We start from the raw sequence: 13,898 nt of genomic DNA, 5'->3' as shown, positions 1-13,898 counted from the left end.
CGATCCTCGGGTGAGAAAGCGACCTCTCGGGTGAGTCGGCCCGAATCGGGGCGCTCGCCCGGTCAGATCGGGTCGGGACGGGACCCGAGCGTGAGTTCGACGCTCCGTTCCTCGCCGTCCCGGAGGACGGTCACGTCGATCGTGTCGCCGGGGCTGGTCTCCAGCGCGAGGAAACTGGCGAGCGCCTCCCTGGTGGGGATCGCGGTCCCGTCCATCGCGACGACCACGTCGCCGCCGGTCTCGACGCCGGGCTGGCCGGCCACGGTCGTCTCGCCGGTCGACCCCCGGAGGACGCCGTCGGAGGGGGCGCCGTCGCGGACGAGGTCGATGTAGACCCCGACGTGCTCGTCCACGCCGTTGGCCTCGGCGAGCAGCGGCCCGACCGTCTGGAGGCGGACGCCCATGTAGGAGTGCTCGTACTCCCCGTCCTCCAGCAGTGCGGGGACCACTCTGCGCGTGAGCGGCGCGGAGATGCCGAAGCCGATGTTGTCGCCGCCGCCGGAGTTGATGACGCCAGTCACGGCCCCGTCGAGCGTGACCAGCGGCCCGCCGGAGTTGCCCGGATTGACCGGCGCGTCCGTCTGGATCGCGTCGGGGATGCTGAAGTTGTTGGGCGCCGGGAGCGTCCGGTTGAGCCCGCTGACGATCCCGGCGGAGACGGACCCGGAGTAGCCGAACGGGTTGCCGATGGCGATGACCTCCGTCCCCACCTCGGGGTCGGACTCCCGGAGCGCGAGCGGTTCGGCGCTCTCGGGTAACTCCTCGACGGAGAGGACCGCCAGGTCGCTGTACACGTCCGTCCCCTCGACGGTGGCGTCGAGCCACCCGCTGTCGCTGAACCGGAGGTAGATCGCCTCGGCCCCCTCGACGACGTGCTGGTTCGTGACGACGTGGCCGTCGCTGTAGACGAAGCCGGTTCCCTGCGAGGGGCTCGGCGCGCCGGTGTACACCTGGATCTGGGCGACCGACGGGACGGTCGAGCGGTACACCTCGGCGTAGGTGCTCTCGCCGTCGGCGTCGAACTGCTCGAAGTCGCCCGCGGCCCCGTCTGCGCCGCCGTCCCCGCCGGAATCGGGGGCCGGCGTCGACGGCTCGGGGTCGACGGGCGTCGTGTCCTCGGTCTCGCTGCCGAGGAGCGAATCGGAACAGCCCGCGACGCCCGCCGAGAGCGCCGTCCCGCAGGCCGCGAGGAACCGCCGCCGCGACGAATCGGAGTCGTCCATATCGACACGTAGGACACCAGCCGAATAAAACCGCGGACGCATCGGGCCGGGACGGGTCCGGGTGCAACGGTGCCGGAACCGAGCCCGGCGGCAGGTTCCAGAGAGTCTCTCCCCCTGAGTCGGGTTTTTGAGCGCGAGCGGTCAAGCGGTGGCGACCGAATGGCACGTCCCGACCCACACGGCAGTTTCGACGAGATCCGCGAGGAAGTCGACGGCCGCCCGATGGTCAGCCTGTTCCGCTACGCGACCCCCTACTGGGCGCCGCTGGCGCTCGGCGTCGTCTCGACGATGGTCAACCGCGTCGCGCGGCTGTTCCCGGCGCTGCTCATCGCGGCGGCCATCGATCTGGCGGTCAACCCCTCCGGCACCGCCAGCAGCGTCCTCTCTGCGCTCGGTATCGTCCCCGCCGAGCCCGTCCCGCTCGACGACACCGCCGCGCGACTCGACCTGCTGTACTACCTCGGCGCGCTCGCCGCGGGCGCCTACGTCGTCCAGTCGGTCAGCCACTTCGGCTCCCGGTACTTCTTCCAGACGACCGCCCAGCGCATCCAGCACGACCTGCGGCTGGACACCTACGACCACATGCAACGCCTCTCGCTGGACTTCTTCAACAACCACCAGACCGGCGGCATGATGTCCATTCTCAACAGCGACATCAACCGGCTGGAGGACTTCTTCAACGCCGAGATCCGGGAGATCACGCGGGCGGTCATGATCTTCGGGCTCGTCGGCGGCTGGATGATATACACGGCGCCGTGGCTCGGGTTCCTCGTGCTCGTGCCGGTGCCGATCATCGCGCTGATCACCGCAAAGTTCATCATCTGGATCGAGCCGAAGTACAAGCGGATCCGCGAGCTGGTCGCGCGGATGAACACCCGGCTGTCGAACAACCTCGGCGGCGCGGCCATCGTCAAGTCCTTCGACCGCTACGACGTGGAGCGGGACCGCGTCGCCGAGCAGTCGGGCGGCTACCGCGACGAGAAGATCGACGCCATCACCGTCCGGAAGGCCTTCTTCGCCTCGCTGCGCCTGCTCGTCGGCGCGATGTTCGTGACTATCCTCGTCCTCGGCGGCCGCGACGCCGTCACCGCGGGCGGCCTGACCGCCGGCGCCTTCGTCACCTACTTCATGTTCCTGCGCTACCTCGACGGCCCGATGACCCGCATCGGGAAGACCGCCAACAACTACCAGAAGGCCAAGTCCAGCGCCGAGCGCGTCTTCGGCGTCCTCGGCTACACCGCCGACGTGACGACCGCCGAGGACGGCCACGCCCCCGACTCCGTCGACGGCCGCGTCGCGTTCGACGACGTGGACTTCAGTTACTCCGAGGGCGGCGAGCAGATCCTCGACGGCGTCGACCTCGAAGTCGAGGCCGGCGAGACGGTCGGCTTCGCCGGCACGAGCGGGTCGGGCAAGTCCACCCTGCTCAAACTCCCGCCGCGGTTCTACGACGTGGACTCCGGGGCCGTCCGGATCGACGGGACGGACGTTCGCGAGTTCGACCTGCAGACGCTACGCAACCGGATCGGCGTCGTCGAGCAGGACCCGTACATGTTCTCCGGGACCATCCGCGAGAACATCGCCTACGGCGACGCCGAGCTGTTCCGGTCGGTGCTGGCCAACTACGACGACATCCCCGCCGAGGTCGACCGGCGCGTCCGCGAGGCCGCGGAGGCGGCCGGCGCCCACGAGTTCGTCACCGACCTGCCCGACGGCTACGACACGATGGTCGGCGAGCGCGGCGTGAAGCTGTCGGGCGGCCAGCGCCAGCGCGTCTCCATCGCCCGCACGCTACTCAACGACCCGGACGTGATAATCTTAGACGAGGCGACCTCGGACGTGGACACGGAGACGGAGGAGCTCATCCAGCGCAACCTGGAGGCGCTGACGGCCGACCGGACGGCGTTCGTCATCGCCCACCGGCTGTCGACCATCCAGGACGCGGACCGCATCGTCGTCATGGACGACGGCGAGGTCATCGAGACGGGCACCCACGAGGAACTCGTCGACGAAGGCGGCGCCTACGCGGGCCTGTGGGCCTCCCAGACCGACGAGAACGCCGCACAGAGCCCCGTCGGCGCCGACGACTGACGGAGCTACCGGCCGGGACAAACTACAACACGGAGTTGCCCGAAGGGGCGGGTATGAGCCGATGGGTCGCGACGGACGAGTCCGGCCGCCCGGACTGGCGCCGGCCGGCGCTCAGGGTCGGCTTGGAGATCAGCCTGGTCGCGCTCGTCGCGGCCTACGTCGCGGTCCACCTCTCCTCGCCGCTCGTCGTCGCGGTCGTCGTCGTCGCGGCCGTCGTCGGATCGGCCGCGCTCCTGTTCCGCGCGCTCGACCGGCAGGCCTACGCGTGGGTCCGCTACGCGAGCGAGCGCGCCCGAGAGAGCCAGCGGAACCAGCGACGGGAGCGCGCGCAGCGACGACAGCGCAGCGGGCAGCGGAGCGGCGGCGGCCACCAGAGCGGCGGCGGAAGCCGACAGCAACAGCGGTCGGACGCCGAGGAGTGAGCGCCGTCGCTCCCTGCGACGACCTGCCGATAGTCGTAGCATTAAGTGCATCTGCCACGTAGCTCCGACCGACTATGGAGCTGACCTGGCACGGCCACTCGACGTGGCACGTGACGGTGGGGAGCACCGACCTGCTGATCGACCCCTTCTTCGACAACCCGAAGACGGATCTGTCGCCGGCGGACGTCGACGAGCCCGACTACGTCCTGCTGACCCACGGGCACGACGACCACGTGGCCCACGCCGGGGCGTTCACGGACGCGACGCTCGTCGGCACCCCCGAGGTGACGAGCCACGTCGCCGGCGAGGCGGGCTTCGACGAGGACGGCGTCGTCGGGATGAACCTCGGCGGGACCGTCGAGGCCGGCGACGCGTTCGTGACGATGCACCGCGCGGACCACACGAACGGAGTCGGCGCCGGGTTCGAGGTGCCGAGCGCGGGGTCTGCCGCCGGGTACGTGATCTCCGACACCAAGCCGACGCAGGTCGAGGACGCGGAGAGCGAGACGTTCTACCACGCGGGCGACACCGGCCTCATGACGGAGATGCGCGACGTGATCGGCCCCTTCCTCGAACCGGACGCCGCCGCGCTGCCCGTCGGCGACCACTTCACGATGGGGCCGATGCAGGCCGCGGTCGCAGCCGACTGGCTCGACGTCGACCACGTCCTCCCGATGCACTACGACACGTTCCCGCCGATCGAGATCGACCCCCAGGACTTCGTCGACGAGGTGGCCGCGACCGGCTCCGACGCCGAGGTCCACGTCCTCGACGGCGACGAGACGTTCGACCTCTCCGAGGGGTACTGACGGTCACTCGGCGTCCGGTCCGTCGACGCCCTCGACGGTGAACCGGGCGCCCCCTTCGTCCCTGTTCTCGGCGCGGAGCCGCCAGCCGTGGTCGGCGGCGATCCGCTGGGCGACGTAGAGGCCGAACCCGTCGCCGTCGGCGGCGGCGAACCCCGCGTCGAACACGCGGTCGGTCGGCTCGGCGGCGCTCCCTCCTCGGGGACGACCAGACAGTTGACCGTGTCGAAACAGAGCGCGTCTAACAGGTCCGAGGGGGACCCGACCGCGTCGACCGAGGCGGCGACCCCGGCGCGGTCGAGCGCCTCCGCGAGCGCCGACGCGTCGGATCGGTCGGTCGAGACGACGAGGACGTTGTCGGCCATCGGGATCCGTAGTTGCCAATTGCGATCACCGTAATTGAGTGTTTCCCCGTCCGACCGCCGGCAGTCTCCGGCGCGCTCGGAACGCTTGGGCACCTTTTAGAAGGGGGCGGTCGAACGTCTTCGCGTATGTCCGACATCGAAGTCACCAGCGTCTGCGAGGAAGGGTACACGGTCGAAAACGAGATCGACGGCGAGTGGTCGCTCGTCGTCGACGCCCTGAAGGAGGACGGCCCCGACGCGAACCAGGTCCTGGCCGCCGACTACGCGTCCTGTTACATCCCCGCGTTCCGCGTCGCCGCCGACCAGACCGGCTACGACGACGTCGGCCACGTCGAGATCGAGGTCGAGGCGGACCTCGACGAGGACGACGACCTTGAGTCCATGGAGTGGACGCTGAAGGTCGAGGCCGCCCTCGGCGAGGACGGCCAGGAGATCGTCGAACTCGGCGAGGAGATCTGCCACGTCCACTCGGCGCTGCGCGAGGGTCTCCACGCCGACATCACGCTCGAAGACGACGCGTTCTAGCGGGGACGCCACGCCACCGTTTCGCCGCTTCGCTCTCTCGCCCGGGTCCCGGGACAAGACGCTTGTCGGAGAGCGCCGACTGGCCGCCGTGGCGCGACTGACCGCGGGACCCGTGGCGCTCGTCGTCGGCCTGGCGCTCGTGACCGCCCCGCTGTGGGCGCCGGCGCTGAACGCGACCGGCCCCACCTACGAGTACCGGAGCCCCGGTCTGTCCGTCGAGGACGACCGGATCGCGTTCGCCGATACCCGACCCGCGGACGGCCTCGACGGGGTCGCCTGTTTCTCGGTCGATGTCAGCCGCCGCTGTGCGCTCGCGGCGGTGCTGACGAACGGGACGACGGTCGGGACCGGCTACCCCGGCGTCGAGGCGGACGCCGGCTACGCCGGCGAGCTACTGACGGCGCCCGAGGAATACGTGGCGTTCCGCGGCGACGGCCGGGTCTTCGAGCGGACGGCGCGGTACGACGAGACCGCCGACGAGTGGGTGCTCGGGCTGGAGCGCGTCGACGCGTGGGACGTACTGTCCGAGGTGGCCGTCGAGCCGCGCCGCGACGCGGTCCGGCGGGCCGTCGAGTCGGAGTTCGGGCTGGCCCCGGAACCGCTCGACGAGGGGCTGGTCGTCGAGACGAACGACGGGTTCGCGGTCGTCTACACGGCGGGGACCAGGGGGTCGCCGGTCGAGCGGCCGGCGGTCGAACGAGCGATAGAAGGGATATCGGTGGCGTTCGGGGTCGCGATACTCCGCCGACGGGGGCGTGGGACCGCCTGAGATTCAGGCCGCGACCTCTTCCTCGGCCTCGTCGTCGCCGTGGACGCGCTCGACCACGTCGTTGACGATGACGATGTCGCCGACGGCCTGGACCCAGCGGTAGGGGACGATGACGCCCCGGGACTGGGTGGCCTCGGAGCCGAACAGTTCCGCGTTGATCTGGTGGAGCGCGAGACCGGTCACCTCCTCGCCCTCCAGGTTCAGCCGCAGGTCCTCGACCTCGCCGACGAACACGCCGTTGTTGGTGTAGACTTCCCGCCCCACGAGCGTCGTTATCTCCTGTGGCGCCGTCTCGGGGTTCATGTCCCGTAACTCGGCTGGCGGGGTCTTAAATTCTTGTTCTGTGTCTGACGCGGTCCCCGAATTCCCGTCCGTCGGCCGTCGTTCGCGCGTCCGACGGACACGACGCCGTGGCGGTTAAACGGCCGCGGCCCCTACGTGGCGGCGATGAGCGAAGCCAGCGACGACACCGACGAGGAACTCGAACGGATCCGCGAGCGCAAGAAGGAACGACTCGCCTCCGGCGAAGGGTCGACGCTCTCCGACGGCGCGGGCGGCGGCCCCACCGCCGACACCGAGACCGCGGACACCCCCGACGAGCCGGTCCACGTCGACGGCCAGGCCGACTTCGAGGACGTCGTCGCCGACGGGGTCGTGCTGGTCGACTTCCACGCCGACTGGTGCGGTCCATGCAAGATGCTCGAACCGGTCGTCGAGGACATCGCCGAGACGACGGCGGCGACCGTCGCGAAGGTCGACGTGGACGCCCACCAGGGACTGGCCCGCGAGTACGGCGTCCAAGGGGTGCCGACGCTGCTCCTGTTCGTCGACGGCGAACTGACCGAGCGCCGCGTCGGCGTCCAGGGCGAGGGCGCGCTCCGAGAACTCGTCGGACAGCACGTCTGAAGCCCGGATTCACGGAGGCGCGAACCGAGCGGTACTGCGAGCGAAGCTGAACCGGAGAGTACCGCGAGCGGAGCGCGGACGGCGGTCGGGACGGTCAGTCAGCGGTCGCCTCGCCGGTGTCGATGGGGTCCTCGATGTCGCCGGTGACCGACTCGAGGAGGTCGGTGACCGTGACCATCCCGACCACCTCGCCGTCCTCGATGACGAGGGCGAGTTCCTGGTTCTCGGCCTGGAACTGGTCGATGGCGTCGCTCACGTCCACGTCGGGCGAGAGCGTCATCGGCGGCGCCGCCAGGTCCTCGAAGTCGATCGCCGCGTCGCTCGCCAGGTCCTCGCGGTGGCCGGCGAGGACGGGGAGATAGAGGATCCCGCGGAAGTCGGTCAGGTCTTCGCCCACCAGCGGGTAGCGGGTGTGGGGGCTCTCCTCCATCCGGCGGAAGTTCTCCTCGGCGTCGGCCTCGGTCGACAGCGCGACGATGTCGTCGGCGTCGAGCATCACCTCGCGGACCGGGCGCTCGCCGATGGTGAGCGCGTTCATGACCTCCTCGCGGCGGTCCTCGGGGAGTTCGCCCTCCTCGAGGACCGACCCGAGCTTGTTGCGCAGGTCCGCCCGGGACTCGATGACGTCCTCCTCGGTCTCCAGCCACGCGCCGGTCATCTCGATGCCGAACAGCCCCAGCGTCCACTTGGCGATCGCGTCGCCAAGGGTGATCAGCGGCGAGATGAGCCAGTTGAACCAGTACAGCGGCGCCGCGCCGTACTTGCAGACCATCCGCGAGCGCTCGACGCCCAGGTACGTCGGCGTCTGCTCGCCGTGGGTCAGGTGGACGAGGTTGATGATCAGGAAGGCGATGACGGCGCCGGCGCCGACGGTCGCCAGCCGCGTCCCCTCGAACAGCGGGTGGAACAGCGCCGCGAGCGCCGGCTCCGCGACGATACCGACCGCGATGCTGGAGGCGGTGATCCCCACCTGACAGGTCGTGAGGTAGATCTCCAGGTTGTTGGTCATCTCCCAGGCGCGTTCGAGCGCGGGAGTCCCGTCGCCGACGAACTCCTCCTCGGTGAACTGCCGGGCCCGGGTCAGCGCGAACTCGATCGCGACGAAGAAGCCGTTCGCGAGGATCAGCCCGACGCCCGCGATCAGTCGTCCCCAGACTTCCAGAGTGTTCATCGAGCCGTGCGCCTGCGCCACCCCGACGCCCGCGAGCAGTCGGATCCAGGTCTCCAGGGCGGTCATCGCCGCCGGCTTCTCTTTCGAGGGTTATAGTACCAGCGGAACGTCAGATCCCGGGAGCGAACGACGGTGTGGGCGATCGCCGCCGGATTCGGGCGGTCGGCCGAGCGGTCCTGATACGGATCATTGCAAGCGTGTACCGGGTCGACCGCACGACTGCGTGCGGTCGATCCCGGAATGTCTTGCAATGATCCGTATGAAAGGTTATGCCACTGCATCCCACAGGGGCGGATATGCCCTCGACGCTGGTGCATCTCGCCTTCGGCGGGATGATCGCCGCCGCCCTGCTGGGGTCGGTCTTCGACCGCCGGTCGCTGCTGGTCGTCCTCGCCGTCGTCGCCGCGCCGGACCTGGACTCCTTTATCGCCCTCTTTTTCGTCGCCGGCCACCGCACCGTCCTGCACACCTACGTCGTCCCGATCGCCGCGAGCGCGCTGCTGTACGTCGACCTGCGCCTCCGGGATCGCTCGTTCGTCCGCGACCGCTGGGGCCCGGAAGGGGTCCGGCTGGCGTGGGTCAGCGTCGTCGCGCTGGTCTTCGCGGGGATCGGGCTAGACTTCGTGGACCACGGCGTCAACCCGCTGTGGCCGCTCCACGACCAGTTCTACGTCCTCGACGGCCGCTTCGAGATCTCCGACCAGCGGGGGATCGTCCAGAGCTACGTGGACCTGAACCCCGAGACCGAACAGGCGGGACCGCGCAGCCGCGGCTCCTCCCAGGAGGTCAACATCTCGACGGGGGTCGACCCCAACCCCGGCGGGGAGGGCGGCGGCCCCGACCCGGACACCGTCGAGGACCCCGAGCGGATGTTCCCGGTCGTCCGCCACGGCTGGCAGCTCGCCATCCTCGTCACCGGCACCGTCGTGACCGCCGCGCGGCTGTGGACCGACGATATCGAGAACTGAAGCGGATCGCCTCCGGAGCCGACCCAGACACCGGTCACAGTTCGTCGGGCAGTCCCTCGCCGGCGGCGTCGACCGAGATCACGTCGCCGACGGCCTCGCGGGCGCTCGCCGAATCCTTGAGCCCCGTCCCGGTCGCGACGACGACGACGCGCTCGCCGGGGGCGACGGTCCCCCGCTCGACCGCCGCGCGGACGCCCGCGACGGCGGCCGCCGAGGCCGGCTCGGCGAAGACGCCCTCGCACTCGCCCAGCAGGCGCTGGGCGTCGAGGATCGCCTCGTCGGAGACGACGACGGCGTCGCCGCCGCTCTCGGCGAGCGCGCGGCAGGCCTTGCCCGCGTTGTGCGGGACGCCCACGTCGATGCTGTCTGCGGTCGTCTCGTCGACGCCCTCCCGACGCTCGTCGCCGGGACTCCGTCTGTCGGCCGTGACATCGGTCGAGTCGGCGCCGCCGTCCGCGGCCACCTCGTCGAACTCGGCAGCGAACCGATCGCGGATGGCCGTCGCGCCCTCGGCCTGGACGCCGAGCATCCGGGGCGCGTCGGCGACGACGCCGAGGCGTTCGAACTCGCGGAGCCCCTTCCAGGCGCCGGCCAGCGAGCAGCCGTTGCCCATCGGCATCGCGACCCAGTCGGCGTCGGGCGCCCCCTCGGCGAGTTCGAACCCGAGCGTGCGCTTGCCCTCGACCGCGTAGGGGTTCATCGCGGCGTTGCGGTTGTACCAGCCGCGCTCGGCCGAGACCTCCCGGCACAGCTCGTAGGCGTCGGCGTACGTGCCGTCGACGCCCAGGACGGTCGCGCCGTAGAGGCGCGGCTGGACGGCCTTGGCCTCCGGGAGGTCGGCGGGGACGAAGATGCGACAGTCGAGGCCGGCGCGGGCGGCGTACCCCGCGAGCGACGCCGCGGCGTTGCCCGTCGAGGCGCAGGCGACCGTGTCGTGGCCCGCCTGGCGCGCCCGCGAGACGACGACCGCACTGCCTCGGTCCTTGTTCGAGCCCGTGGGGTTGGTCGTCTCGTTCTTGACGAGGGCGTCGACCCCCAGCGCGTCGCCCAGCGTGGGCGCCGAGAGCAGGTCGGTACCGCCGGCGCCCAGCCTGACGGGGTCGCCGTCCACGGGGAGCAGGGGCTCGTAGGTCCACAGGTCTTCGGTCGGACCGTCGAGGACGCCGCCGAGTTCGTCGCCGAGGGCGTCGTCGTCGTAGCGTACGTCGAGGACGCCCGCCACGCCGTCGTGCTCGGGGCAGGTGTACTCGACGGCGTCGGGTGCGTAGCGGCGCCCGCACCGCTCGCAGACCAGGGCCTCGACGGGTGTCATGGGGTTTGCCTTGGCTACCTGTCGGCCCGACCGTCACAAATGCCTTCTGGCTTTTCGACGCCGCGAGCCCCGACCGACCGGCGCCGCGGGAGACGATCGACCGGCTCCGAGGGCGCAACCAACCGGGACCGACCACGCAAACGAGGTTATGCGGGCCGACCCCCAACCGGGCGACCATGAGCCTCTTCGCCGAGTTCCACGTCCCGTCGGAGGACTTCGCCCTGTCGTCGACGCTCGAACGGCTCCCGGACCTGGTCGTCGAGATCGACCGCGTCGCCGCCTCGGAGGAGGTGCTCACCCCCTACTTCTGGGTCTCCGGGGTCGACCTCGACGAGTTCGAAGCCGCGGCCGAGGCGGACCCGTCGATCGAGGACCTCCGGCGCCTCGACGACTTCGAGGCGGCGTCGCTGTACCGGGGGACCTGGACCGAGAACGTCGACACGATGGTGTACGCCTCGACGCAGGCCGGCGCGACGATCCTCGAAGCGAAGGGCCAGCACGGGGTCTGGGACATCCGCATCCGGTTCGACGGCCGCGAACCGCTCGACGAGTTCCAGCGCTACGCCGACCGCTACGACATCTCCTTCCGGCTGGAGAAGCTCTACGAGACCGACCACCCGCGGACGGGGAGCCGCTACGGGCTCACCGAGAAACAGTACGACGCGCTGAACACCGCCTGGGAGCTGGGCTACTTCGAGGACCCCCGGGAGACGACGCTGGACGAGGTCGCCGACGAACTGGGGATCACGCGCCAGTCGCTGTCCCAGCGGCTGCGCCGCGGCCACCACGCGCTCGTCGCCAACACCATCCGCGTGACGCCGCTCGCCGAGGAGAAAGCGTAGCCGTCCCGACCGCCCCCTGATAAACCCCTGACGTGGGCAGTACGAACCGGAACCCGGACGGGGGTCTACGATCGGTGTATGGAGTCACAGCCGACAGCGGCTTCGGACCCGGTAACGGACGCATTCGGACTGCTAGACCATCGGTACCGGCGGTACGTGGTGGAGACGCTGGAGCGCCACGACTGCGAGCTGACGCTGGCCGACCTCGCCGACGAGGTGGCCCGCCGCGAGCACGACCGGCCGGTGAGCGAGATCGACTCCGAGACGGTCTCGGAGCTGTACCTCGCGCTGTACCACACGCACGTCCCGAAACTCGCCGAGGGCGACGCCGTGCGCTACGACCAGGAGAGCGACACCGTCGAGCCCCGCGAGCGCGTCGAGACGCTCGCGCAGGTGCTCGACGCCGTCCGGTAGGAGGCGCGGCCGCCGATCTCCCACAATCGGGCCGGGCGTGGGACGACCGCGCTTCCCCGTGATTGATGTACCCGCTCACCGACCACGGTGGTATGAACGAGGGGTTGCGCGTGCGCGAGCGGCTCGGCGTCGCCGACGCGATCACGCTGGCCAACGCCGTCGTCGGGTTCGCCGCCGGCGTCGTCGCGCTCTCGGACCCCCACCTGGCCGCCCGGCTCGTCCTGCTGGCCGCCATCGCCGACGCGCTCGACGGGATCGCGGCCCGCACCTTCGGCGGCACCGAGGTCGGCCCCCTGCTGGACTCGGTGACGGACGTGGTGTCGTTCGGCGCGACGCCCGCCCTGCTGGTCGTCGGGATCGCCGGCGCCGAGTGGGGCTGGCTGGCCGACGGGATCGCGGCCGCGCCCCCCGCGCAGGCCGCCGCGGCCGTCGGCGTCGGGGCCGTCTTCGTCGTCTTCTCCGTGCTCCGGACCGCCCTGTACAGCGAGTTCGTCGGCGACGGCGAGAACCGCCCCGGCATCCAGAACACGCTCGGCGCGACCATCCTCGCGGCCGCCTACCTCGCCGGCCTGACGTGGGTACCGGGCCTGCTCGCCGCCGCCGCCGTCCTCTCGGTGGCGATGGTCGCGCCGGTCCCGTACCCGAAACTCCTCGCCCGCGACGCCGGGATCCTCGGCGTCGTCCAGGCCGCCGCCGTCCTCGCGCCGCTCGCGTTCGGCCGCGTCCTCCCGCGGTTCCTGCTCGTCGCGGCGCTCGGGTACATGTTCCTCGCGCCGCGCTTCTACTGGGGCGAGTGAGGCCGATCGTCGGCACCGACGACGGAGACGCCGGCCGCGGGGATCGACCCGGCCGGGGGAACTTTTTTCCAGCCGTCAACCGACGGGCCGATCGTGGTTTACGAGACCGGCAACCGGACGATAGACGACGCCGTCGAGCGCGTGCTGGCGGGCGAGCGGCTTACCCGACGCGACGGGCTGGCGCTGGTCGCGCAACCGGTCGAGCAGCTGGCCGCAGCGGCCGACGCCGTCCGCGCCGAGTTCGGCGACGGCACCGTCGACGCCTGCTCGATCGTCAACGCGAAGGCCGGCGACTGCGCCGAGGACTGCGGCTTCTGCGCACAGTCGGTCCACTTCGACACGGGAGTCGACACCTACGGGTTCCTCGACCCCGAGAAGATTCTGGAGGCGGCGAAGCGGGCCGAGCGCGACGGCGCCCAGCGATTCGGGATCGTCGTCGCCGAGAAGGGCGTCTCGAAGGAACACAGGCCCGAGGAGTGGGCCGAGGTGCTCCGCGCGATCCGGCTCGTGCGCGACGAGACCGACGTGGAGGTCGACGCCTCGCTAGGCATCCTCACCGAGGAGGAGGCGGCGATCCTGGCCGAGGAGGGGATCAACCACTACAACCACAACGTCGAGACCTCACCGAGCTTCTTCCCGGAGGTCGTCGACAGCCACTCCTTCGAGGACCGCGTCGAGACCCTGGAGGTCGCGAAGGAGGCCGGCATGGACCTCTGCGCCGGCGTCATCCTCGGGATGGGCGAGAGCCCGACCGACCGCGTGGACGCGGCCGTCGCCCTGCAGGATATCGGCGTCTCGTCGCTCCCGGTGAACATCCTGAATCCCGTCGCGGGGACGCCGCTGGGCGAGCGGTTCGACGACGGGGCGGCCATCTCGACCGAGGAGATCGTCTCGACCATCGCAGTGTATCGGCTGCTCCACCCCGAGGCGCGAGTGCGGCTGACCGGCGGACGGGAGGCGAACCTCGACGCCGCCGAACAGCACCTGCCGTTCGAGGCGGGCGCCGACGGAATACTCACCGGCGACTACCTCACGACGGAGGGGCAGTCGCCCGCCGACGACATCGAGGTCGTCGAGCGCGCCGGACTGGAGCCGAACACCGAGGCCAACGACTTCGACCCGGCCGCGGTGAAGGCCCGCCACGCCGACACCGGAACCGACGAATCGGCGAGCGCAGCCGGCGACGCGGAGAGCCCGGACGACGCGGAGAGGCCCGACGATGTGGGGACTGCCGCCGGCAACGCGACCAGCAACATCTCCGACTGACGACGGCGCGTGGTTCGACCG

General features: G+C 70.7%; 16 protein-coding genes. 11 read left to right on the top strand and 5 right to left on the bottom strand.

The window, feature by feature from the left end; all coding sequences use genetic code 11:
* Positions 1-62: 62 nt before the first annotated feature.
* Entirely contained in the window at positions 63-1,223 is a 1,161-nt protein-coding gene (locus ACMGFI_RS15100; RefSeq protein ID WP_436910646.1) for a S1C family serine protease, read from the bottom strand.
* Positions 1,224-1,382: 159 nt separating this feature from the next.
* On the opposite strand from ACMGFI_RS15100, the gene ACMGFI_RS15095 reads away from it, so the two are divergent.
* The 3 genes from ACMGFI_RS15095 (at position 1,383) to ACMGFI_RS15085 (ending at position 4,545) form a co-directional block, all read left to right on the top strand.
* Positions 1,383-3,314, top strand: coding sequence for an ABC transporter ATP-binding protein (locus ACMGFI_RS15095; protein ID WP_436910645.1), 1,932 nt, complete (start codon positions 1,383-1,385; stop codon positions 3,312-3,314).
* A 53-nt stretch (positions 3,315-3,367) separates the two neighbouring features.
* Positions 3,368-3,736, top strand: a complete 369-nt coding sequence (locus ACMGFI_RS15090; RefSeq protein ID WP_436910644.1) for a hypothetical protein — start codon at positions 3,368-3,370, stop codon at positions 3,734-3,736.
* A gap of 74 nt (positions 3,737-3,810) precedes the next feature.
* Positions 3,811-4,545: a metal-dependent hydrolase gene (locus ACMGFI_RS15085; protein ID WP_436910643.1), complete on the top strand. Its 735-nt coding sequence runs from the start codon at positions 3,811-3,813 to the stop codon at positions 4,543-4,545.
* A gap of 3 nt (positions 4,546-4,548) precedes the next feature.
* On the opposite strand, the gene ACMGFI_RS15080 is transcribed toward ACMGFI_RS15085, so the two are convergent.
* Complete coding sequence (locus ACMGFI_RS15080) at positions 4,549-4,710, bottom strand: hypothetical protein (RefSeq protein ID WP_436910642.1); 162 nt, start codon at positions 4,708-4,710, stop codon at positions 4,549-4,551.
* Positions 4,711-5,033: 323 nt separating this feature from the next.
* Between ACMGFI_RS15080 and ACMGFI_RS15075 the strand changes: the two genes are divergently transcribed.
* Together ACMGFI_RS15075 and ACMGFI_RS15070 are read left to right on the top strand one after the other, a co-directional pair.
* Complete coding sequence (locus tag ACMGFI_RS15075; RefSeq protein WP_135363377.1) at positions 5,034-5,432, top strand: OsmC family protein; 399 nt, start codon at positions 5,034-5,036, stop codon at positions 5,430-5,432.
* 88 nt (positions 5,433-5,520) lie between these two features.
* Positions 5,521-6,201, top strand: coding sequence for a hypothetical protein (locus ACMGFI_RS15070; protein WP_436910641.1), 681 nt, complete (start codon positions 5,521-5,523; stop codon positions 6,199-6,201).
* Between the two features lie 3 nt (positions 6,202-6,204).
* Here ACMGFI_RS15070 and ACMGFI_RS15065 read toward each other — a convergent pair whose 3' ends face one another.
* The gene (locus ACMGFI_RS15065; protein WP_436910640.1) at positions 6,205-6,504 is read right to left on the bottom strand and encodes a PRC-barrel domain-containing protein; all 300 of its coding nucleotides are present in this window, start codon (positions 6,502-6,504) and stop codon (positions 6,205-6,207) included.
* Positions 6,505-6,648: 144 nt separating this feature from the next.
* On the opposite strand from ACMGFI_RS15065, the gene trxA reads away from it, so the two are divergent.
* Positions 6,649-7,107, top strand: coding sequence for a thioredoxin (gene trxA / locus ACMGFI_RS15060; RefSeq protein WP_436910638.1), 459 nt, complete (start codon positions 6,649-6,651; stop codon positions 7,105-7,107).
* Between the two features lie 94 nt (positions 7,108-7,201).
* On the opposite strand, the gene ACMGFI_RS15055 is transcribed toward trxA, so the two are convergent.
* Positions 7,202-8,278 carry a hemolysin family protein gene (locus ACMGFI_RS15055; protein WP_436910921.1) on the bottom strand — a complete coding sequence of 359 codons (1,077 nt, stop codon included), beginning with the start codon at positions 8,276-8,278 and terminating at the stop codon, positions 7,202-7,204.
* A 296-nt stretch (positions 8,279-8,574) separates the two neighbouring features.
* Here ACMGFI_RS15055 and ACMGFI_RS15050 point away from each other — a divergent pair, with 296 nt between their 5' ends.
* Positions 8,575-9,246 carry a metal-dependent hydrolase gene (locus ACMGFI_RS15050; RefSeq protein ID WP_436910637.1) on the top strand — a complete coding sequence of 224 codons (672 nt, stop codon included), beginning with the start codon at positions 8,575-8,577 and terminating at the stop codon, positions 9,244-9,246.
* Positions 9,247-9,280: 34 nt separating this feature from the next.
* Here the strand turns inward: ACMGFI_RS15050 and ACMGFI_RS15045 are convergent, their stop codons facing one another.
* Positions 9,281-10,558: a threonine synthase gene (locus tag ACMGFI_RS15045; protein WP_436910636.1), complete on the bottom strand. Its 1,278-nt coding sequence runs from the start codon at positions 10,556-10,558 to the stop codon at positions 9,281-9,283.
* 176 nt (positions 10,559-10,734) lie between these two features.
* Here ACMGFI_RS15045 and ACMGFI_RS15040 point away from each other — a divergent pair, with 176 nt between their 5' ends.
* From ACMGFI_RS15040 to bioB, 4 genes are all read left to right on the top strand, one after another.
* Positions 10,735-11,400, top strand: coding sequence for a helix-turn-helix domain-containing protein (locus tag ACMGFI_RS15040; protein WP_436910635.1), 666 nt, complete (start codon positions 10,735-10,737; stop codon positions 11,398-11,400).
* 78 nt (positions 11,401-11,478) lie between these two features.
* The gene (locus ACMGFI_RS15035) at positions 11,479-11,814 is read left to right on the top strand and encodes a DUF7344 domain-containing protein (RefSeq protein WP_436910634.1); all 336 of its coding nucleotides are present in this window, start codon (positions 11,479-11,481) and stop codon (positions 11,812-11,814) included.
* 92 nt (positions 11,815-11,906) lie between these two features.
* Positions 11,907-12,611 carry a protein sorting system archaetidylserine synthase gene (locus ACMGFI_RS15030; RefSeq protein WP_436910633.1) on the top strand — a complete coding sequence of 235 codons (705 nt, stop codon included), beginning with the start codon at positions 11,907-11,909 and terminating at the stop codon, positions 12,609-12,611.
* 93 nt (positions 12,612-12,704) lie between these two features.
* Entirely contained in the window at positions 12,705-13,877 is a 1,173-nt protein-coding gene (bioB, locus tag ACMGFI_RS15025; RefSeq protein ID WP_436910632.1) for a biotin synthase BioB, read from the top strand.
* Positions 13,878-13,898: the final 21 nt, after the last annotated feature.

Source organism: Halosimplex marinum, assembly GCF_051414075.1.
GTDB lineage: Archaea > Halobacteriota > Halobacteria > Halobacteriales > Haloarculaceae > Halosimplex > Halosimplex marinum.
The sequence above is the reverse complement of the archived record's forward strand: the minus strand, read 5'-3'. Positions and strand labels throughout refer to the sequence as shown.